Raw genomic sequence first — 19346 nt, 5'->3', positions numbered from 1 at the left:
GTTGCGGCTACTGGATGGCCAGCTGGCGGTCCAGATGCTGCAGTTTGTGCGGATTGCGCTGCACCAGGATCTGGATGATCTGCTCGCCATCGGTATCGAAGGCCATGGCCGATTCCAGCACGCCGTCGAAGTAGCGCAGCAGGCCCAGCCGGCCATTGATCATGGTCGGCACCATGCGCAGCTGGTCCTTGCGGCGCAGGTGCGGTGCGTACAGCAGCTGGGCGATCCGCGCGCCACCCACCATCGGCTTGGGGAAACTGGTGACGATGCCGCCGCCGTCGCCGATCAGCTCGGCCGACTCGGCCATCAGTGCCTTCATGCTGGCGAAATCACCGCTGGAAACTGCATCGGCAAAGCGTTGCATCAGCTTCTGGTGGACATGCTGCGGCACGTTGTAGCGGGGTCGCGCCTGGCGCAGCTGCAGCCGTGCACGGTGCACGATCTGCCGGCACGCCGCTTCGGTCTTGTCCAGGGTGCGGGCGACCACGGCGTAGTCCTGCTCGAACACATCGTGCAGCAGGAACGCGGCGCGCGCGTCCGGTGCCAGCCGCTCAAGCACGTTCAGGAAGGCCACCGACAGATCGCTGGCGGTTTCCAGCACGTGTTCCGGGGTGGTCGATTCGTCGGTCAGCAGCGGCTCGGGCAGCCACATGCCCACATAGTGTTCGCGACGGTGCCGGGCCAGGCGCAGGCCATCGATGGCGCGGCGGGTGGTGGTGGCCACCAGCCAGGCCTCGGCATTGTCGATCTGCGCTCTGTCGGCGCCATGCCAGCGCAGCCAGACATCCTGCACCACGTCCTCGGCTTCATGCGCCGAGCCGAGCATGCGGTAGGCCACGCCGAACAGGCGCGGGCGAAGCTGGGTGAAAAGGGCGGTCGAGTCGTCCATGCCAGCGCAGACGGGACAGTTCCCCGGATTGTGACACCCGGGGAGCTGTGGAGGGGGCTGGTTGGACGGGCGCGCTCAGTGCGGCGGCAGTACCGCCGGGGTGCCGATGTCCTTCAGCAGGAAGACCACGAACCTGGCTGGCTCGGTCTTGCTGGCGTTGCGGCCCACGGTGTGCAGGTCCTGCGGACCTTCATGGAAGGCCTCGCCGGGGCCGAGGGTGACTTCGCGGCCGCCGGCAACGCCCATCACGATGCGTCCCTGCAGCACGTAGACGAAGCCGTGGGCATCGTGCCGGTGCACCGGGTCGGCGCCGCCGGGCGGGTATTCCACGGTCAGGATCAGCGCCTCCTTGCCGGGGTAGTCGGGCAGGGGCTGGGTCATGACCTCGCGCACGACAGGTTCCGGTGCGGCCTTCTGGGCGGTGGGCGTGGCGGGGGCCGCCTGTGCCGTGGTCATCGACAGCAGGCCGCACAGTGCCAGGGCAATAGGGGTTCGCATGGGATGTCTCCTGGGAAGGAAGTGGCGCCGTGCCGGAGCGCGGCGCAGCCGGATCAGGCCAGTCCGGCCCGGGACAGGCCGAAGGCCTGGTCGAGGACACCCGGCACGGTGCCGAATGCCACGTTGGCGCGGTTCCAGGCGTTGATCGCCATCACCGCGTAAGTCAGGTCCACCAGCTCCTGTTCGGACAGCTGCGCGCGAACCTGGTCGTACAGCGCATCGGCCACGCCTTGGGCAGGTAGATGGGTCAGGGCATCGGTCCATGCCAGGCAGGCGCGCTCGCGCGGGCTGAACAGGTTCGATTCGCGCCATGCCGCAACATGGTGCAGCCGCAGCGGACGCTCGCCACGGATCGTGGCTTCCTTCACATGCATGTCCAGGCAGAACCCGCAGCCATTGAGCTGCGAGGCGCGGATGTTGACCAGGTCGATGATGGCCGGTTCGATGCTGGCGTGATGGGCGGCATGCGAGAACGTGCCGAGCTTCTTGAACAGTTCGGGGGACAGTGCGGCATAGTCCAGACGATGGGTCATGGCAGGGGGCCTGTAGGCAGGGGAACGTGCTGCGCAGGCTACGAACGCGGCGGCGGTGGCGGTAGGCCGCGCCGGGGATGCATCGCGTTGCACGAAAAACACCAATGGCCTGTCACAGCGGCAGGCGCCCGCACGTCTGCCGGGCATGGACACCCCGAACGCCCATGCCTTGCGCCCTGCCAGCGAACGTATCTGGCAGTCCTTCCTTGCCGCGCTGGCGCAGCTGCCTGCCGACGCCCGCGCCGTGCTGTTGCTGCATGACGTGCTGGGTGCCGACGTGGACGACATCGTGCCGCTGCTGGGCCTGAGCGCCGCAGCGTGCCACCAGCGCCTGCTGCAGGCGCGTGCCCACCTGCACCAGCACCCCAACGCTGTGGAGCCCTCGACCCCATGAATGCATCGTCCCCTGCGACCGCCGCTACGGCCGCGCGCGATCCGCTCAATGCCTCGTTTTCCACCAGCTACGCGGGCGTGCTCGCGTTCATCGCCGTGGCCAGCGAGGGCAGCTTCGCCCGCGCCGGTGACCGCCTGGGCATCGGCAGGTCGGCGGTCAGCCGCAGCGTGCAGAAGCTGGAAACCCAGCTGGGCGTGCGCCTGTTCCTGCGCACCACGCGATCCACCTCGCTCACCCGCGAGGGGGAACTGTTCCTTGAAGGCTGCAGCCCTGGCGTGGAGTGCATCCTGCAGGCGCTGGATGAAATGCAGGACCTGCGCGAAGGACCGCCGCGCGGTCATCTGCGCATCAGCGCCACGCACGGTTTTGGCCGCCGCGTGATCGCGCCGTTGCTTGCGGCCTTCCGCAGGGAACATCCGCAGGTGACCGTGGAGCTGCTGCTGGACGAACAGGCGCCGGATCTGGCCGGCGATCGCATCGACATCGCCTTCCGCGAAGGCGTGCTGGAAGACAGCCAGGTCATCGCCAAGCAGCTGGTGCCGATGCAACTGGTGGCCTGCGTGTCGCCGGCGTATGTGCAGGCCCATGGTGCGCCGCAGAGTGTGGACGCGCTGGCCACCCATGCCTGCATTGGTCGCCGGCTGCCCGCCGGGCGCATGCAACGCTGGGAGTTCCGGGTGGACGGCCAGGAGCTGCACCCGCAGCCCACCGCGGCGCTGGTGTTCAACGATGCCGAACTCGTGCTGCAGGCCGTGGTCGATGGCCTGGGCATCGCGCAACTGCCCAGCTACCAGGTGCGCGATGCGCTGCGCGCCGGCAGTGTGGTGACCTGCCTGGACCGCTATGCGCCGCACGACCGCGGCCACTACCTGTGCTACCTCAGCCGGCGGCAACTGCCCAAGCGTATCCGCGCGTTCATCGATTTCAGCACCCAGCGGGTGCGCGCGCTGGACCTGGACGCCATTTCGCACTGGGAAGCACGCCAGCAGGCCGCCGTGGCCGCGACCGCCGATGGGCCGGCATGGGCCTGAGCGATTGGTGCATGGCAGGCAACAACGTGGGGCCGCCGCCGGATCTACTGCCGGCCCAGCGGTGTTCCTAGCATGGCAGCGAACCGGCTATTCCCCTTCCGCATTCCTGGAGACAGCACATGAAGATTCTCGTCATCGGCGGCACCGGCCGCATCGGCAGCAAGGTGGTGGACCGCTTGCGGGCCGCCGGGCATGAGGCCGTGGTTGCAGCACCGTCCACGGGCATCGATGTGTTGACCGGACAGGGCCTGGACGCGGCCATGGCCGGCACCGAGGTGGTGCTGGATCTGGCCAACTCGCCTTCGTTCGAAGATGCCGCCGTGCTGTCGTTCTTCGTTACGGCCGGGCACACGATCCTGGCTGCGGCCGCGCGCGCGGGCGTACGCCACCATGTGGCGCTGTCGGTGGTGGGCACCGATCAGCTGGCCGCCAGCGGCTACTTCCGCGGCAAGATCGCGCAGGAGCAGTTGATCCGTGATTCGGGCCTGCCGTTCACCATCATTCATTCCACCCAGTTTTTCGAATTCCTGCCGGGCATCGTGCAGTCGGCCGGGCAGGGCCCGACCCTGCGCCTGCCCAGTGCCGATGTGCAGCCGATTGCCGCCGACGATGTGGCCGACGCGGTGGCGCGCATCGCACTGCAGCCGCCGGTGAACGGCGTGGTGGACATTGCCGGGCCGCAGCGCGAATCGATGGCGGCGCTGGCACAGCGCTTCCTGCAGGCCAACGGGGATACGCGCGAGGTGGTGGCCGACCCGGACGCGCCTTATTTTGGCGCGGTACTGCAGCAGGGCACGCTGGTGCCGCAGGGCGAGGCGTGGACGGGCCGCATCGACTTCGCCCAGTGGCTGCAGCAGTCCACGCCGGCAGCGGGGCCGCGGGCATGACCCTGCCGTCAGTGCTGCTGGACGTCCAGGTCTGCCGATGAATGGCCTGAAGCCGCCGCCGTCCAGTGTGCTCGATCGCTATCACGGCGATGAGGTGCGCCCCCTCTACACCGGCCGCGTGCGGGTTCAGGGCGGCCAGGCCGGGCACGGTCGCGCCTCGGGCGTGGTGCGTTCCGATGATGGTGCGCTGGCCGTCGATCTGCGCCTGCCCCCTGAACTGGGCGGTCCCGGCGGTGGCACCAATCCCGAACAGCTGCTGGCGGCCGGTTACGCCGGCTGCTTCCACGGCGCCATGGTGCTGGTTGCCGCGCGGGCCGGCCTGGTGCTGGACCAGCCCAGCGTCGAGGTGGGGGTGACCTTTGCCCGTGACCCGGTGGATGGCCTGTATCTGCTGTCCGCCGAGATCGTGGTGTGCCTGCCGGGCATGGACGCCACGCTGGCGGCGGAACTGGTGCGCAATACCGAACGCGTGTGTCCGTACGCCAAGATGTTCCATCGCGGCATCAGTCACGTGGTGCGGGTCAGCGTGGGATGAACGCTGCGCCCTGCCATGGTTGCCTGGTGATCAGGCTCGCGGCTGCGATAATGGGCCATGCACACTGCGTCCCTTACCGTCACCCTGGAAGCTGCGTTCCTGGGACTGCGCGCGCTGCCATGGTTTGCGCTGGCGCACAACAGCCTGAACCCGCGCCTGATCCTGCACGCGGACCGTGTGGAATACCGCGTGCTGCGCCGCCATGAGCGGCCCTACAGCGCGATTGCCGAAGTGGACTACCGGAACTGGCGCAGTACGCAGAACATCGTGCTGGCGTTTGAAGGAAGCGCATTCACCTTCATTGCCAATACCGGGGTGCTGGGCCGCACGCGGGGGGCCATTGCGCGATTGCAGGCGCAGGGATGTTTGTTGTCACCGCGTGCGCAGGCGCTGCTGGGAAGCGGCACTCATCAGCCCGTGCGCTGAGCAGACCACCTGGCGCCGAATGAGTTCCGCTGCGCAGACGGCGCTACGGTCTCGGCCTTTGTTTGATCGGGCTTGCCTGGCCGCGGCGCGGTTCCCACACAGGACAGCAGCGTCTGGGTCTGCGGTGAAAACACGGACACGCTGTCCCGCGAAACGGTTCCGCCCATGCGGGCACAATAGCGATCCAGTGCATCCAGCGTCGAAGGTGACTGCTGGGTCGCATCCAGCTCCAGCATTCCACTGGCCAGCTCGGTATGGATCAGCTCAACCGATTCCCCCGTCCCCAGCCGGTAAACACGGCGCAACTGCAGTGGCGTTGCCTTGGCAGACGATGCGCGGGGATTGGATTCCTCGATCAGGGTGAAGTCATCCATCCGCACAGGCACTGACCTGCCCTCTGCAGCCCGTGCTGGGCCGGTCGCGCCAAGCAAAGGGAAAAACAAGCAGATCGCAACCATCAGGTTTCTCATCGTGGAACCCCATTCCGTAGTCGCAGCACGAGACTGTGCGCAGGCTGAATCTAGGCGTGGGGCAATGCCCATTGAAAGAGGCAAAAGCGTCAGCAATTGCTGCAATCACGTGAAGCAGCTGCAACGCCGCGTGAAGCAGTCAGCGCCGGTTCTACAGCGTGATTCCCGCATCAATCGCTGCTCACCTGCACCGCACACGCGTTCGATCACTGTGGCTGCGCACGGCAACGGTCATGCACCGCTGCCCCTTCCCGCAGATCCGAAAAGGAGCCACGCCATGAGCACCCAGTCCACCATCGAAAGCCGTCTGAACGACCTGATCGAAATCGCTCGCGACGGCAAATCCTTCTATGAAGAAGCGGCCACCAAGGTGAAGGATGCCGAGCTGTCGGCACTGTTCACCCGCATCGCCGGCGTCAAGGCGCGCATCGTGACCTCGCTGAGCGGCGCGGTGGCGGCCACCGGCGGCAAGCCGGCCGAGCACGGCACCCTGGTCGGTTCCATGCAGCAGTTCTACGGCAAGGTGCGCGCCGCCTTCGGTGATACCAACTACGGCTACGTAGCCGAGCTGGAAGAGTCGGAAGACCGCCTGCTGGCCGCGTTCAAGGACGTGCTGAAGGAAAACGACCTGCCGCCGGCCGTGCGCCAGGAAGTGACCCAGTGGCTGCCGGACGTGCAGGAATGCCACGCCGTGATGCGCACCCGCAAGCACGCAATGAAGGCCGCTTGATCGCCTGAACGTTTCTGGCTGACCCCCACCAGCCAACCCGGGCCCCGCCACATGGCGGGGCCTTTCTGTGCGTGCGCGCACAACTGCAATGCGCTGCACTCGCCGTGGTCGCACGGCCTGCCTAGAATCGCTTCATCCCGGTACGTTCCGGGCGCTGTCGAGTGAATGGATTCCATGAAGATTCTGCTGACCGGAAGTTCCGGCCGCATCGGCCGCGCGATCTTCGGCGCGCTGGCGGCGCAGCACGAGGTGATCGGGCTGGACCGCAGCCCGTTCGCCACCACGCGCATCGTGGCCGACGTGACTGACCGCACGGCATTGCAGCGCGCCCTGGATGGCGTGGATGCGGTGATCCATACCGCTGCCCTGCACGCGCCGCATGTGGGGCTGGTGGACGAAGCGGTGTTCCAGACGGTGAACGTGGACGCGACCGCGCAGCTGCTGCAGCTGGCGCGGCAGGCGGGTGTGCGGCGGTTCGTATTGACCAGCACGACGGCGCTGTACGGCCACGCGGTGGTGCCTGGCGGCTGCCGCTGGATCGACGAAGACACCCAGCCGCAGCCGCGCACCATCTACCACCGCAGCAAGCTGCAGGCCGAGGGACTGGTCGAGCAGGCCGCATCGGACAGCTTCAGCGTGCGGGTACTGCGCATGGGCCGTTGTTTCCCGGAGCCGCCCGAACGCATGGCGCTGTTCCGCCTGCACCGGGGCATCGACGCACGCGATGTGGCCAGCGCGCATGCCGCACTGCTGCTGGACGAAGGTGGCGTGTTCCAGCGCTACATCGCCTGCGGTGCCAGCCCGTTCCAGCGCGAGGATTGCCTGCAGCTGGCCGTTGATACTCGCCAGGTGCTGGCGCGCCGCGCGCCGCAGCTGCTGGCTGAGTTCGACCGCCGTGGCTGGTCGGTACCGCCGTCGATCGACCGGGTGTACGACAGCCGCCGGCTGCAGCAGCAGCTGGGCTGGCAGCCGCGCCACGGGCCGGAAGAAGTGCTGCAGCAGTACGCCGCCGGCAGCATTGAAGTGTTGCCGCGCGCGATGGCCCGGCCGTAACCCGTAGCGTCGAGCTTGCTCGACGGCCATGAAGCCCCACGCGCGCCGGGTACCTGGCCAGCCCGCGAGGCTGAGTGCGTTCAGCTTCGGCGCCCGGTTCGGCTCAACCTGTGCGGCGCGCGGCCGTTAACCCGGTGCGCGCCTTCTTCTGGAAGGTGGCCCGCGCGAGGGATCGCGCATCTGCGCGGTGCCCCCACCGGTGCCGGTTGTCCTGAATCACCTGCGGATCCTTCCATGTCGCCTTCCCGTTCTACGGCTGCCCGTCGCCCCGGCAGCATTGCCCACAAGCTGATGCTGGGCACCGCGCTGATCGCACTGCTGTGCTTCGGCCTGACCGCCTTCCTGATCTACCGCCAGGCCAGCAGCAGCCTGATCAACGCCTCGCGCCAGACCATGGCCAGCGAAGCCAATGCCGAGGCACGCAAGGTCGCCGCCGACCTGGGTACGGCCTTTGCCAGCAACGACGCCATGGCCGAGGCCGTCCTGGCCCAGCGCGCACGTGGCGATGTGCCCGACCGCGCCAGCCTGGCCGCCATCATCGGCGAGCAGCTGCACGCGCACCCGGAATGGCTGGGCAAGAGCACCATGTGGGAAGCCGATGCCTTCGACGGCAAGGACGCCGAATTCGTGAACACCGAGGCGCACGACGCCACCGGTCGCTACATGAGCTACTGGGCCTGGCAGGACGGCAAGCCGACCCAGTCCACCATGACCGACTACACCGAGAATGCGAGCGGGTCCAGTGATTGGTACGTGGGCCCCAGCCGCGACAAGCTGCCCAAGGTCAGCGAACCCTACGCCTACGACATCGGCGGCCAGCAGGTGCTGATGAGCACGCTGAGTACGCCGATCGTGGAAAACGGTACGTTCCTGGGTGTGTTCACCGTCGATTTCTCGCTGGCCGCCCTCCAGAAGCACCTGGCCACGCTGGCACCGATGGGCGCCGGCCGGGTCGAGCTGCTGTCGCCCAAGGGCGTGGTGCTGGCCGCGGCCAACCCGGCCGAGATCGGCAAGCCGCGCAGCGATGCCGGCACCCGCGCCATGCTGCAGCAGATTGCCGCCGACAAGACCGTGGAAGCCTTCGAGCCGGACGATGCCGGCAATGTGCGCCTGTACGTGCCGCTGAAGATCGGCAACGCACCGCAGCGATTTGCCCTGGGCGTGGTGGTGCCGCATGCAGTGATCGTGGCCGAAGCGCGCCAGCTGCTGTGGCTGACCCTGCTGGTGGGCGTGGTTGCCGCGCTGACCCTGAGTGCCGGCGTGTACGTGCTGCTGCGCCGCCTGGCGATCCGTCCGCTGGCCGAAGCCGTGCGCATCGCTGGCGATGTGGCCGCCGGCAAGCTGGATTCGGCCATGCCCGCGCGCAGCAACGATGAAGTGGGCCGGTTGCTGGAGGCGATGCAGGCCATGCGTGGCCAGCTGCAGGCGGTCATGGCCGCCCAGGCCGAGATGGCGCAGCGCCACGATGCCGGGCAGATCAGCTACCGCATGGATGCGTCGGCATTCCCGGGCGAGTACGGCCGCATGGTGGCCGACAGCAACCAGCTGGTGGCGTCCAGCAATGCGGTCACCCAGCGCCTGGTGGAGGTGATGCAGCGCTACGCCGTGGGCGACCTGAGCGTGGACATGGAAGCGCTGCCGGGCGAAAAGGCGGTGTTCACCGCGGCCATGGCCACCACAAAGGACAACCTGGGCGCGATCAACGATCAGATCCAGCAGCTGGCCGCCGCTGCCGCCGCCGGTGATTTCGCCGTGCGTGGCGACGCCCAGCGCTTCGAGCATGATTTCCGCCGCATGGTGGAAACCCTGAACACCATGATGCAGGTGAGCGACCACAACCTGGCCGCGCTGTCCACGCTGCTGCGCGCGATCGCCGCTGGCGACCTCAGCACGCGCATGCAGGGTGATTTCCACGGTGTGTTCGCGGTAATGCGCGACGATGCCAACAGCACCGTGCAGCAGCTGACCCAGATCGTCGGCCAGATCCAGCAGTCGGCCGCCAGCATCCGCCTGGCCGCCGGCGAGATTGCATCGGGCAACAACGATCTGTCGCGCCGTACCGAAACGCAGGCGGCCAACCTGGAAGAAACCGCCGCGTCGATGGAAGAGCTGACCTCCACCGTGCGCCAGAACGCCGAACACGCCCAGCAGGCCAACAGCCTGGCGGCGTCGGCGGCTGGTGTGGCCAGCGAAGGCGGGCAGGTGGTCGGCCAGGTGGTGCAGACCATGGAACAGATCGAAAGCTCGTCGCAGCGCATTGCCGAAATCATTTCGGTCATCGATGGCATCGCCTTCCAGACCAACATCCTGGCGCTGAACGCCGCGGTGGAAGCGGCGCGTGCCGGTGAGCAGGGCCGCGGTTTCGCCGTGGTGGCCAGCGAAGTGCGCGCGCTGGCACAGCGCTCGGCGGGCGCGGCCAAGGAGATCAAGGAGCTGATCGATGCCTCGGTGGCCCATGTCGGTGCCGGTGCGCAGCTGGTGCACGGCGCCGGTCGCACCATGCAGGACATCGTGGGCCAGGTGGGCCGGGTGAACGAGATCATGGCCGAGATCTCGGCCGCCTCGCGCGAGCAGTCCGCCGGCATCGAGCAGGTGAACCAGACCGTGGTGCAGATGGACGAAACCACCCAGCAGAACGCCGCGCTGGTGGAAGAAGCCACGGCCGCCGCGCGGGCCATGGAAGAGCAGGCCGAACAGCTGGCGGTGGCGGTGTCGCGCTTCCGCCTGCAGGCCGATGCCACGGCGGCGAAGGTGCTGCGCGCCGCCTGAAGGCTGGAAACGAAGACGCCCGGCGGGGGCCGGGCGTCGTTTGCATCCTTGCCGCGCGTCCGTGCGCAGGTCTGATTCGCTCAGAACATTCCTTCAAACGGGTTCCAGCTGGTGCTGCCCTTCACCTGTTCCAGGTAGTAGGCGTAGTTGGTGCTGGAGGCCACCAGGAAGTTGGTGGCGATGAACAGGGCGCGGGCGACGATTTCCGGCAGTACGAAGGCCAGCGCCATCAGCACGATGTTGATGCCGATCACCACGATCGCCTTGCGCCACATGCCCAGGATGAACAGGTAGATGGCGCCGAAGAAGAAGGCGAAGAAGTTCAGGTTGATCTTCAGCCGGTCGCCGAAGGACAGGGCCTTCCAGGCCTGCTTGAAGCCGGGCTCCTTGGGGGCACCGTGCTGCTGGTAGAAGGCAAAGCGGAACTGCCACTTCGGACTGAAGCGGGAGAGGTCTACGGCATTCATTGAGTAGGGACATCCCTGTAAGAAAGCGTTTTCATGATAAATGGCGGCGCATTCAGGTGGTACGGGGTCGCGTCAAAAATGTGACGCCTTGCTCAGGAATTCGCCGCGTCGGGCGGTCGCACCGTCACCCACCCGCCTTGTTTTTAGGATAGGGTGCGCAGTTCCGCTGGCGCCCCGGCTTCATCCAGGCGTTGGCGGAATGTCCATGGAGGTTGCATGACCACAGCTGCTACACCGGAAAACGCACCGGGACCGGTGCTTCTGCCGACACCTGAAGTGGTGCAGGCACAACAACTGCTCGCCCGCCAGCAACTGGCGGTGGCGATGGAGCGCGCGCGCGCGGCGGCCAGTGGTGCCGCCCACACACCGGCACTGGCCGACGAGTGATACCTGCCGGGGCCGGGATCGCGTTGGCTGAGCAGCGCGACCGGCCCACCCCAGCGCCTGTTCATGAGAGTGGTTCTCATTTATCACGATCCAGCCCGGCGCTCGCCTGCTGATCGCTGAATGGGGACATTTCCCGGCGCAAACCTTCGCACTGGGCTTACATTTGCCCGCCTAGACTGGGCCGCATTTTTTCGATTCCGCCCCGTTGGAGATCGTGTGGGTTCCGGTAGTGACAGACATCGACTGCGCGGCGTGAAGCCCCCGCAGAGTGGACAAGTGCGGGCGCCGGGAAGGCGCGCCGGGAACCTTGGTGCATGCAGCCTGGCCGGGATGGCAGGGCGCGGCGCCTGGGCGGAATAGGCCTGCATGGAAGTTCAAACCCACATTCCGAGCACGGGCAACCCGGAGCTGGATGCCGGCTGGGCCCTGCTGCCTGCCGAATCGCCGCTGGTCATGCCCGAGCAGAGCCTGGGTGAGGGCGCGCTGAAGGTGCGCCGCCATCGCACTTCGCCGCGCCTGATCGGCCTGCGCCGCCTGTACATCCTGGGCGGCACCGCCGTGATGACCGCCGCCGCCACCCGCATGATGTGGCGGGTGCTGTCGGGCAATGGCATCAGCGTGCTGGAAGCCTGCCTGCTGGTGCTGTTCGTCGGCCTGTTCGCCTGGATCGCGCTGTCCTTCGCCAGTGCCGTGGCCGGCTTCCTGACCGCGGTGTTCGACCGCGGCTACCGCCTGGGCATCGACCCGGACAAGCCGCTGCCGGTGGTGCACAGCCGTACCGCGCTGCTGATGCCCACCTACAACGAAGATCCGCGCCGCCTGCTGGCCGGCCTGCGTGCCATCTATGAATCGGTGGCGGCCACCGGCCAGTTGCAGCGCTTCGATTTCTTCGTGCTCAGTGACACCCGCCGCGAGGACATCGCCCGCGCCGAAGAGCAGGTGTTCAACGAACTGCGCGAGCTCGTGCCTGACGGCCAGGTGCGTTTGTTCTACCGCCGCCGCAGCGACAACAGCGGCCGCAAGGCCGGCAACATCGCCGATTGGGTGCGCCGCTTCGGCGGTGCCTACCCGCAGATGCTGATCCTGGACGCCGACAGCCTGATGACCGGCGACAGCATCGTGCGCCTGGTGGCCGGCATGGAACACAACGCCGACGTCGGCCTGATCCAGACCCTGCCGTCGGTGATCGGCGGTCGTACGTTGTTCGCCCGCATGCAGCAGTTCGGCGGGCGCGTGTACGGCCCGGTCATCGCCCGCGGCGTGGCCTGGTGGCACGGTGCCGAGAGCAATTACTGGGGCCACAACGCAATCATCCGCACCCGCGCCTTCGCCGACCACGCCGGGCTGCCGGCGCTGCCGGGGCGCAAGCCCTTCGGCGGCCACGTGCTCAGCCACGATTTCGTGGAAGCCGCGCTGATGCGCCGCGGTGGCTGGGCCGCGCACATGGTGCCGTACCTGGGCGGCAGCTATGAGGAAGGCCCGCCCACCCTGACCGATCTGCTGGTGCGCGACCGCCGCTGGTGCCAGGGCAACCTGCAGCACGGCAAGGTGGTGGGCAGCCGTGGCCTGCACTGGATCAGCCGGGTACACATGCTGATCGGCATCGGCCATTACTTCACCGCGCCGATGTGGGGCATGCTGATGCTGATCGGCATCGCCATCCCGCTGTTCCAGGAAGGCATCGATTTCAATGCGGTGCTGCATCTGTCGCCCAGCGTCTACTGGCGTGCGCAGGATGAAGTGCAGGTGGTGCGGCTGTTCGGCGCCACCATGGCCGTGCTGCTGATGCCCAAGGTGCTGGGCTACCTGGCCATGCTGCTGGACCCGGTGGACCGCCGTGGTTGCGGTGGAGCGATCCGTGCGTTCGTGTCGATGCTGGTGGAAACCGTGCTGGCGGCGCTGATGGCGCCGGTGGTGATGTACGTGCAGTCGCGCGGCGTGGCCGAAGTGCTGTCCGGGCGCGATTCGGGCTGGGATGCGCAGCAGCGCGACGACGGCGGCATTTCCTGGTGGGCGCTGGTGCGCGGCTACGGTGGGCTGGGCCTGTTCGGCGCGTTCATGGGCCTGCTGGCATGGGCCGTGTCGCCGTCACTGGCGGCCTGGATGGCGCCGGTGGTGATCGGCATGGTGCTGGCCATTCCGGTGGTGGCGCTGACCTCCTCGCGTGCACCCGGTGCCTTCCTGCACCGCCTGGGCCTGCTGGATATTCCCGAAGAGAACCTGCCGCCGCCGGTGCTGGTGCGCGCTGCGCAGCTGCGTCGCGAGGCCGCCGAGCAGCCGCCGCTGTACTGATCCCCGCGCGGCACCGGCATAATGCGGCTCGAACGTACAGGAGCCGCAACATGCTGCAAACGGTGGAACAGGAAACCGGCGCTTCGCCGCAGTGGTCGGTCATCTGGCTGCACGGCCTGGGCGCCGACGGCCATGACTTCGCACCCATCGTGCCGGAACTGGTACGCCCGCACTGGCCGGCGCTGCGCTTCGTGTTCCCGCACGCGCCGGTGCGGCCGATCACCATCAACAATGGTGTGCCGATGCGCGGCTGGTACGACATCGTCGGCATGGACTTCCGTTCGCGCGCCGACATGGCCGGCGTGCGTGAATCGATGGCGCAGCTGGACGCGCTGATCGCCCGCGAGATCGAGCGCGGCATCGCCGCCGACCACATCTTTCTGGCGGGCTTCTCGCAGGGTGGGGCGGTGATCCTGAGCGCCGCGCTGGCGCGCACCGCACCGCTGGCTGGCCTGATCGCGCTGTCCACCTACCTGCCCGACGCGCAGAGCGCCACCCGTGTGGAAGGCGCCGTGGACGTGCCGGTGTTCATGGCCCACGGCACCGGCGATCCGGTCATTCCGCTGCCGGTGGCCGAGCACAGCGCGCAGGTGCTGCGCGACCTGGGGCTGCAGCCGCAGTGGCACAGCTATCCGATGGCCCACCAGGTCTGCGCCGAGGAAATCGACGCGCTGGGCGATTGGCTGCAGCAACGGCTGGGCGTGGCCTGAGCCATGGCCGCTGCCAGCGCCGCCCCATGGATGCCGGAACTGTGCCGCCTGCCGCGGCTGGCCGCCATGCTGGGCCTGGCCGAGCTGGTCGTGGTGGTGCTGGCGCTGGCGCCCGATGGCAGCCGGCACTGGACGCTGGGCGAGCTGGCTTCGGCCAGCGGCTTCGCGCTGTGGCTGGCGCTGGCTGTCAGCATCAGCCTGTGCGCGCTGCGGCGGCCGTTGTCACGCCTGCCCGAATCGCTGGGTGCCGTCGCCGCCGTGGCCCTGGCGGCGCTGATCGCCGTGGCCTGTGCGGCCATCATCCATGCGTTGTATGCGGTCCTGGGTGACAACTTCACCCGCGGCATCAGCTTCCTGCGCTTCACCCTGGGCAGTGCCGCCACCACCGCGCTGATCACCGCGCTGGCGCTGCGCTATTTCTATGTGAGTGATCGCTGGGCCGCGCAGCTGCAGGCCAATGCACGCGCACAGGCCGATGCGCTGCAGGCGCGCATCCGCCCGCACTTCCTGTTCAACAGCATGAACCTGATCGCCAGCCTGCTGCACCGTGACCCGGCCGTGGCCGAGCGCGCGGTGCTGGATCTGTCCGATCTGTTCCGTGCGGCGCTGGGCGCGGGCGAGGGCGATGCCACCCTGCGCGAAGAATGTGAACTGGCCGAGCGCTACCTGTCCATTGAGTCGCTGCGGTTGGGCGATCGCCTGCAGGTGCGCTGGCAACGCGACGAACCGCTGCCGTGGGAGCTGCCGATGCCGCGCCTGGTGCTGCAGCCGCTGGTGGAAAACGCAGTGCTGCACGGCATTTCACGGTTGCCGGAAGGTGGCACGATTGAACTGCACCTGGCCCGGCAGGGCGATGAACTGCAGATCACCGTGCGCAATCCCGCACCTGACCCGCAGGCGCCGGGGCTGGCGCTGGCACGTGGCGCCGGCCATGCCCAGCACAGCATCGGCCATCGCCTGGCCTGGCGCTTCGGCCGCGGCGCGCGGATGACGGCGGGCTGGAGCGAAGGCTACTATGCCTGCCAGGTGACAGTGCCGATCCAATGAAGGAGCGACCGTGAGGGTGGTCATCGCCGATGACGAACCGCTGGCCCGTGAACGCCTGCGCAGCCTGCTGGCCGCGCAGGAGGGCATCGAGGTGGTGGCCGAAGCCGGCAACGGTGAGCAGGCGCTGCACGCCTGTGCGGAACTGCAGCCGGACCTGGTGCTGCTGGACATCGCCATGCCGGGGCTGGATGGCCTGGAAGCAGCCCGCCACCTGGCCAGTTTCGAACCGCGCCCGGCGGTGGTGTTCTGCACGGCCTACGATGCACACGCGCTGTCGGCGTTCGAAGCGGCGGCCATCGACTACCTGATGAAGCCGGTACGCGCCGAGCGGCTGGCCGCGGCGATCGCCCGCGCACGGACGTTCCTGGCCGGTCGTGATGGCCAGCCGCAGCACAACGGTGGCCAGGCCCGCAGCATGCTGTGCGCGCGCCTGCGCGGCAGCCTGCGCCTGATTCCGCTGGACGATATCCACTACCTGCAGGCCGAAGAGAAATACGTGGTGGTGCACCACGCACGCGGCGAAGACCTGATCGAGGAATCGCTGAAGTCGCTGGAGGAGGAGTTCGCCAGCCGCTTCGTACGCATTCATCGCAACTGCCTGGTGGCGCGCCACGAGCTGGTGGAACTGCGGCGTGGCACGGGCGGGCAGGTGCAGGCGGTGCTTCGGCATGGCAAGCAGCCGCTGGAAGTCAGCCGCCGCTGCGTGGCCACGCTGAAGCAGGAAGTACGGCATCTGTAGGGGTGCCGCGCGGCCTGCGGCCGCGACCGCTTACGAGCAAAATCTGAAGCAACAGCAACAGCAACAGCAACAGCGGGTCATGGCTCGTTGTTTCTACGTGCTGGGTCGGGCCGGGGTCGGGGCGCGGGACACGCCGTTAACCCATCCATGGGGGCTCGTAGGCGCCATCCATGGCGCCTGCGGTCCCGCGCCCCCACCCCGGCCCAACCCTCTCGTTTTCCCGGCGTCGGACGGCAAGAGCCGAGTTGTTATCGGGTGGGGAAAGAGGGGTCAGATCCCTTTTCCGCAGGAAAAGGGATCTGACCCCGGAAGCTGCTGAGCCACGCTCGACTCGGAGCGAAGCGACCCGCTTTTGCTCTTTTCTTTTGATCTTCCGTGGCGGCGGCGCACGGAAACTGTCAGGGGCCGGGGCGGTGGGGTCAGGCGGGGTGTCCGCGGCATGGATGCCGCGGCCAAGCCCCCATGGATGGGTTAACGGCGTCCCCGCCTGACCCCACCGCCCCGGCCAAGCGCGATAGATCCAGCCCACCGCACCCGCCACGAGGGGCTCCGCCGTTGGCCGTATCCGCGCCGGAGGCGCGATGCGCCACACCGCTGGAACTTCCCGGCGTCGGACGGCAAGAGCCGAGTTGTTATCGGGCGGGGAAAGAGGGGTCAGATCCCTTTTCCTGCGGAAAAGGGATCTGACCCCGGAAGTCACCGGCTGTTGCTGTTGCTCTGCTTTTTCTTTTGATCTTCCGTGGCGGCGGCGCACGGAAACTGTCAGGGGACGGGTGGGTGGGTTGCGCAGGGGCGCAGGCGCCATGGATGGCGCCTACGAGCTTACAAGGACGTACTTGCAGCGTCCCCTGCGCAGCCCACCCACCCGGCCCAGTGCAACGATCCATCCGGCCGCACCCGCCACGAGGGGCTCCGCCGTTGGCCGTATCCGCGCCGGAGGCGCGATAATGCACCGATGGAAACCGTCCGCATCGCCACCCGCAAGAGCCCGCTCGCCCTCTGGCAGAGCGAACACGTCGCCGACCGCCTGCGCCAGGCCCACCCGGGCCTGCACGTGGAGCTGGTACCGATGAGCACCCGCGGCGATGAGGTGCTGGACCGCTCGCTGGCCGCCATCGGCGGCAAGGGCCTGTTCCTGAAGGAACTGGAGCTGGCCATGCTGCGCGGTGAGGCCGATTGCGCGGTGCATTCGCTGAAGGATGTGCCGATGGAACTGGATGCGCCCTTCGCGCTGCCGGCCATGCTGACCCGGCACGACCCGGCCGATGGCTTCGTTTCCAATCTCTATGCCTCGCTGGACGCGCTGCCGATTGGTGCCCGCGTGGGCACGTCGTCGCTGCGCCGCCAGGCTCAGTTGCGCGCACTGCGCCCCGACCTGCAGCTGCTGGATCTGCGCGGCAACGTGAACACACGCCTGGCCAAGCTGGACAACGGCGGCTACGACGCCATCGTGCTGGCGGTGGCCGGTCTGGAGCGCCTGGGACTGGGCAATCGCATCGTGGCGCGCCTGCAGCCGCCACAGTGGCTGCCGGCGCCGGCGCAGGGCGCGGTGGCGGTGGAGTGCGATGGCGGCAATGCGCGCCTGATGGCCCTGTTTGCCGGCCTGGACGATGCGGGCACGCGTGCCTGCGTGGAAGCCGAGCGGGCGATGAACCGTGCGCTGCATGGCAGCTGCCATGTGCCGGTGGCGGCCATCGCCCAATGGCAGGGCGATGCTCTGCACCTGCAGGGCCTGGTCGGCAGCGCCAGCGATGGCCGCGCGGTGCGGGCCGAGGCGGTCGGGCCGGGCAGCGATCCGGACACGCTGGGCCAGCAGGTAGCGAAGATGCTGCTCGATGCCGGCGCCGGCGAACTGCTGAACGTCTGACCGAACCCGGATTCCGTAGAGTCGAGCTTGCTCGACTGCTGTTGGCCATGCAGTCGAGCATGGCTCGACTCTACAAAACCGTTTCTTATTTGAACTTGTAGACCACGTTCATCGTGGTCAACGTATCGGTCTTGCGCTTGTCGTCGGCTACGTCGCTGTTGTAACGCGCCTGCCAGCCGGCCTTCAGTGCCAGGTGTTCGTTCATGCTCACCGACACGCCGAAGTCGTTCTGGCCGAAGGTGTTGTACGAGCCCGATTCCACCAGCAGGTTGTTGATCAGGTCGGTGTTGTCGGTCAGCGAATACTTCAGCTCGAACTGGCCCTGGCCGATCAGGCCGGTACGGGTGCGGTCGTCTTCGGTGCTGTGGGTGCGGCTGACACCCGGGCCGATCAGCGCGTCGAAGTAGAAGCGGTCGGTGTTCCACAGGCGGGTACCGTAGCCCAGGCCGAACGAGCTGCGGCGGTCATAGGTGGCGAAGTCATCGCGCTCGAAACGCACCTTGGCCGACAGCTGGCGGTGCTCGCCCAGCTGCAACGCGCTGCCGGCGCTGCCGGTGTAACGGTTGGCCGTGGTGTTGGTGCGGCGGGTGGTGGTGCCGTCATCGTTGGTTTCGGTCACCTTGGAACTGGAGCGCAGGCCGAACAGATCCATGGTGTGCACCCAGTCATCGTCGGTGTAGCGCAGGCGCAGGCTGCCGTTGAAGCTTTCGGTGCTGCTGTTGCCGCGTGCCGACGCGAAGCCCAGCTCGCCGCCGCTGCCACTCCATGGCGAGGTCATCGCCGCCAGCTCGGATGCGTCCTGCGCGTAGGCTAGCGGCGCGCACAGCAGCAGGGGGACCAGCAGGGACAAACGCAGGGACATCAAGGCTTCTCCGAAGCGGTTAACAACCGGTGATGATACTGGATGGTCGATGACAGGCCGACCCATCGCGGCCCATGCTTCAGCAGACGTTGCCGCCGCTCCCCCATTCAGGGCAGATCGACGCGCAGGGCAGGGTCGTTGAAGCGCGAATAGCGCAGCCGCAGCTGGTAGGGGCCGTCCTGGGCGGTGCCGCTGCGCATGATCTGCCGCGGCAGGCCCTGGTCGTCGACCCAGTAGTCCAGGTGTTCGCCGGGGCCGCTGCGCAGCCGGTAGTGGCGCGTGGCCACGCCGTCCAGCGATTGGCTGCCCAGGTCTTCCACCTGCAGGGCTGCCGGGTCGGCGTCGGCCGGCAGCGGGCTGCGCCATTGTTCCAGCGCGCCCGCCGGCAGCGGCACCTGGCGGATCGCGCCTTCGGCCTGCAGGAACAGCGTGTCGCCGATGATGATCTGCGCCCCGGCCGGGGTTTCCACCCGGAAGCGGTCCGGTGCCACGAAGTCCATCGCGCTGCGCACCGGGCGCGGGCCGCCGCGCACGTCCAGCTCGGCGTGGAAGCTGCGCAGGCCGGCAAAGCGCTGGCTGGCCGCCAGCACCGCCTGGGCCGCATCGGCAGCGGGAACCGGGGTGGCCGCCGTGGCTGGCGCGGGCGCGCGATCGCAGCTGGCCAGCAGCAGGCAGACCAGCAGGGGCAGGGCGGGCAACCGGCGCATCGGGCATGTCCATGGGGCAGGGGGCGCCCACGATAGCCCAAAGCCCCCACACA

General features: G+C 67.9%; 21 protein-coding genes. 14 read left to right on the top strand and 7 right to left on the bottom strand.

Annotated features, from left to right (window positions below; genetic code table 11):
- Positions 1-7 precede the first annotated feature (7 nt).
- The 3 genes from C1931_RS17650 to C1931_RS17640 all read right to left on the bottom strand — a co-directional run bounded on the left by C1931_RS17650 (position 8) and on the right by C1931_RS17640 (position 1920).
- Complete coding sequence (locus C1931_RS17650) at positions 8-889, bottom strand: RNA polymerase sigma-70 factor (protein WP_108757250.1); 882 nt, start codon at positions 887-889, stop codon at positions 8-10.
- A gap of 75 nt (positions 890-964) precedes the next feature.
- A complete protein-coding gene (locus tag C1931_RS17645; RefSeq protein ID WP_108757249.1) occupies positions 965-1387 on the bottom strand; it encodes a cupin domain-containing protein in 423 nt (140 codons plus the stop codon).
- 53 nt (positions 1388-1440) lie between these two features.
- On the bottom strand, positions 1441-1920 hold the full coding sequence (locus tag C1931_RS17640) for a carboxymuconolactone decarboxylase family protein (protein ID WP_108757248.1): 480 nt from the start codon (positions 1918-1920) through the stop codon (positions 1441-1443).
- 145 nt (positions 1921-2065) lie between these two features.
- On the opposite strand from C1931_RS17640, the gene C1931_RS17635 reads away from it, so the two are divergent.
- From C1931_RS17635 to C1931_RS17615, 5 genes are all read left to right on the top strand, one after another.
- A complete protein-coding gene (locus C1931_RS17635; protein ID WP_108757247.1) occupies positions 2066-2314 on the top strand; it encodes a sigma-70 region 4 domain-containing protein in 249 nt (82 codons plus the stop codon).
- Positions 2311-3345, top strand: coding sequence for a LysR family transcriptional regulator (locus C1931_RS17630; RefSeq protein ID WP_108757246.1), 1035 nt, complete (start codon positions 2311-2313; stop codon positions 3343-3345). Before C1931_RS17635 ends, C1931_RS17630 begins: the two co-directional genes overlap by 4 nt.
- 119 nt (positions 3346-3464) lie before the next feature.
- Positions 3465-4232 carry an SDR family oxidoreductase gene (locus C1931_RS17625; RefSeq protein WP_108754256.1) on the top strand — a complete coding sequence of 256 codons (768 nt, stop codon included), beginning with the start codon at positions 3465-3467 and terminating at the stop codon, positions 4230-4232.
- A gap of 37 nt (positions 4233-4269) precedes the next feature.
- On the top strand, positions 4270-4767 hold the full coding sequence (locus tag C1931_RS17620; RefSeq protein ID WP_108754255.1) for an Ohr family peroxiredoxin: 498 nt from the start codon (positions 4270-4272) through the stop codon (positions 4765-4767).
- A 57-nt stretch (positions 4768-4824) separates the two neighbouring features.
- On the top strand, positions 4825-5193 hold the full coding sequence (locus C1931_RS17615) for a hypothetical protein (RefSeq protein WP_108757245.1): 369 nt from the start codon (positions 4825-4827) through the stop codon (positions 5191-5193).
- On the opposite strand, the gene C1931_RS17610 is transcribed toward C1931_RS17615, so the two are convergent.
- Positions 5178-5567, bottom strand: coding sequence for a hypothetical protein (locus C1931_RS17610; protein ID WP_159095511.1), 390 nt, complete (start codon positions 5565-5567; stop codon positions 5178-5180). The genes C1931_RS17615 and C1931_RS17610 overlap by 16 nt on opposite strands.
- A 373-nt stretch (positions 5568-5940) precedes the next feature.
- On the opposite strand from C1931_RS17610, the gene C1931_RS17605 reads away from it, so the two are divergent.
- The 3 genes from C1931_RS17605 (at position 5941) to C1931_RS20630 (ending at position 10215) form a co-directional block, all read left to right on the top strand.
- Positions 5941-6393 carry a PA2169 family four-helix-bundle protein gene (locus tag C1931_RS17605; protein ID WP_108757243.1) on the top strand — a complete coding sequence of 151 codons (453 nt, stop codon included), beginning with the start codon at positions 5941-5943 and terminating at the stop codon, positions 6391-6393.
- Positions 6394-6567: 174 nt separating this feature from the next.
- A complete protein-coding gene (locus C1931_RS17600; RefSeq protein WP_108757801.1) occupies positions 6568-7446 on the top strand; it encodes an NAD(P)-dependent oxidoreductase in 879 nt (292 codons plus the stop codon).
- Between the two features lie 234 nt (positions 7447-7680).
- Positions 7681-10215, top strand: a complete 2535-nt coding sequence (locus C1931_RS20630; protein ID WP_108757242.1) for a methyl-accepting chemotaxis protein — start codon at positions 7681-7683, stop codon at positions 10213-10215.
- 80 nt (positions 10216-10295) lie between these two features.
- Here C1931_RS20630 and C1931_RS17590 read toward each other — a convergent pair whose 3' ends face one another.
- The gene (locus tag C1931_RS17590) at positions 10296-10682 is read right to left on the bottom strand and encodes a DUF2628 domain-containing protein (protein WP_108750349.1); all 387 of its coding nucleotides are present in this window, start codon (positions 10680-10682) and stop codon (positions 10296-10298) included.
- A gap of 216 nt (positions 10683-10898) precedes the next feature.
- Between C1931_RS17590 and C1931_RS20450 the strand changes: the two genes are divergently transcribed.
- The 6 genes from C1931_RS20450 to hemC all read left to right on the top strand — a co-directional run bounded on the left by C1931_RS20450 (position 10899) and on the right by hemC (position 17724).
- Positions 10899-11069: a hypothetical protein gene (locus tag C1931_RS20450; protein WP_199912374.1), complete on the top strand. Its 171-nt coding sequence runs from the start codon at positions 10899-10901 to the stop codon at positions 11067-11069.
- Positions 11070-11435: 366 nt separating this feature from the next.
- Positions 11436-13361 (top strand): glucans biosynthesis glucosyltransferase MdoH, encoded by a 1926-nt coding sequence (gene mdoH / locus C1931_RS17580; protein ID WP_108757241.1) that lies wholly within the window; start codon positions 11436-11438, stop codon positions 13359-13361.
- A 50-nt stretch (positions 13362-13411) separates the two neighbouring features.
- Positions 13412-14071: an alpha/beta hydrolase gene (locus C1931_RS17575; RefSeq protein ID WP_108750351.1), complete on the top strand. Its 660-nt coding sequence runs from the start codon at positions 13412-13414 to the stop codon at positions 14069-14071.
- A gap of 3 nt (positions 14072-14074) precedes the next feature.
- Positions 14075-15118 (top strand): sensor histidine kinase, encoded by a 1044-nt coding sequence (locus C1931_RS17570; RefSeq protein ID WP_199911975.1) that lies wholly within the window; start codon positions 14075-14077, stop codon positions 15116-15118.
- A gap of 10 nt (positions 15119-15128) precedes the next feature.
- On the top strand, positions 15129-15857 hold the full coding sequence (locus tag C1931_RS17565; protein ID WP_108750352.1) for a LytTR family DNA-binding domain-containing protein: 729 nt from the start codon (positions 15129-15131) through the stop codon (positions 15855-15857).
- A 955-nt stretch (positions 15858-16812) separates the two neighbouring features.
- Positions 16813-17724, top strand: a complete 912-nt coding sequence (gene hemC, locus C1931_RS17560; protein WP_108757240.1) for a hydroxymethylbilane synthase — start codon at positions 16813-16815, stop codon at positions 17722-17724.
- 85 nt (positions 17725-17809) lie between these two features.
- Here hemC and C1931_RS17555 read toward each other — a convergent pair whose 3' ends face one another.
- Positions 17810-18586: a DUF481 domain-containing protein gene (locus tag C1931_RS17555; protein WP_108757239.1), complete on the bottom strand. Its 777-nt coding sequence runs from the start codon at positions 18584-18586 to the stop codon at positions 17810-17812.
- 107 nt (positions 18587-18693) lie between these two features.
- Positions 18694-19293, bottom strand: a complete 600-nt coding sequence (locus C1931_RS17550) for a hypothetical protein (protein WP_108757238.1) — start codon at positions 19291-19293, stop codon at positions 18694-18696.
- Positions 19294-19346 lie beyond the last annotated feature (53 nt).

This window comes from Stenotrophomonas sp. YAU14A_MKIMI4_1 (assembly GCF_003086855.1).
GTDB lineage: Bacteria > Pseudomonadota > Gammaproteobacteria > Xanthomonadales > Xanthomonadaceae > Stenotrophomonas.
The sequence above is the reverse complement of the archived record's forward strand: the minus strand, read 5'-3'. Positions and strand labels throughout refer to the sequence as shown.

Bases quoted from the DNA above. Each gene is read 5' to 3' on its own strand.
- C1931_RS17650 (WP_108757250.1), bottom strand. From the start codon at position 889: ATGGACGACTCGACCGCCCTTTTCACCCAGCTTCGCCCGCGCCTGTTC.
- C1931_RS17645 (WP_108757249.1), bottom strand. From the start codon at position 1,387: ATGCGAACCCCTATTGCCCTGGCACTGTGCGGCCTGCTGTCGATGACC.
- C1931_RS17640 (WP_108757248.1), bottom strand. From the start codon at position 1,920: ATGACCCATCGTCTGGACTATGCCGCACTGTCCCCCGAACTGTTCAAG.
- C1931_RS17635 (WP_108757247.1), top strand. From the start codon at position 2,066: ATGGACACCCCGAACGCCCATGCCTTGCGCCCTGCCAGCGAACGTATC.
- C1931_RS17630 (WP_108757246.1), top strand. From the start codon at position 2,311: ATGAATGCATCGTCCCCTGCGACCGCCGCTACGGCCGCGCGCGATCCG.
- C1931_RS17625 (WP_108754256.1), top strand. From the start codon at position 3,465: ATGAAGATTCTCGTCATCGGCGGCACCGGCCGCATCGGCAGCAAGGTG.
- C1931_RS17620 (WP_108754255.1), top strand. From the start codon at position 4,270: ATGAATGGCCTGAAGCCGCCGCCGTCCAGTGTGCTCGATCGCTATCAC.
- C1931_RS17615 (WP_108757245.1), top strand. From the start codon at position 4,825: ATGCACACTGCGTCCCTTACCGTCACCCTGGAAGCTGCGTTCCTGGGA.
- C1931_RS17610 (WP_159095511.1), bottom strand. From the start codon at position 5,567: ATGGATGACTTCACCCTGATCGAGGAATCCAATCCCCGCGCATCGTCT.
- C1931_RS17605 (WP_108757243.1), top strand. From the start codon at position 5,941: ATGAGCACCCAGTCCACCATCGAAAGCCGTCTGAACGACCTGATCGAA.
- C1931_RS17600 (WP_108757801.1), top strand. From the start codon at position 6,568: ATGAAGATTCTGCTGACCGGAAGTTCCGGCCGCATCGGCCGCGCGATC.
- C1931_RS20630 (WP_108757242.1), top strand. From the start codon at position 7,681: ATGTCGCCTTCCCGTTCTACGGCTGCCCGTCGCCCCGGCAGCATTGCC.
- C1931_RS17590 (WP_108750349.1), bottom strand. From the start codon at position 10,682: ATGAATGCCGTAGACCTCTCCCGCTTCAGTCCGAAGTGGCAGTTCCGC.
- C1931_RS20450 (WP_199912374.1), top strand. From the start codon at position 10,899: ATGACCACAGCTGCTACACCGGAAAACGCACCGGGACCGGTGCTTCTG.
- mdoH (WP_108757241.1), top strand. From the start codon at position 11,436: ATGGAAGTTCAAACCCACATTCCGAGCACGGGCAACCCGGAGCTGGAT.
- C1931_RS17575 (WP_108750351.1), top strand. From the start codon at position 13,412: ATGCTGCAAACGGTGGAACAGGAAACCGGCGCTTCGCCGCAGTGGTCG.
- C1931_RS17570 (WP_199911975.1), top strand. From the start codon at position 14,075: ATGGCCGCTGCCAGCGCCGCCCCATGGATGCCGGAACTGTGCCGCCTG.
- hemC (WP_108757240.1), top strand. From the start codon at position 16,813: ATGGAAACCGTCCGCATCGCCACCCGCAAGAGCCCGCTCGCCCTCTGG.
- C1931_RS17555 (WP_108757239.1), bottom strand. From the start codon at position 18,586: ATGTCCCTGCGTTTGTCCCTGCTGGTCCCCCTGCTGCTGTGCGCGCCG.
- C1931_RS17550 (WP_108757238.1), bottom strand. From the start codon at position 19,293: ATGCGCCGGTTGCCCGCCCTGCCCCTGCTGGTCTGCCTGCTGCTGGCC.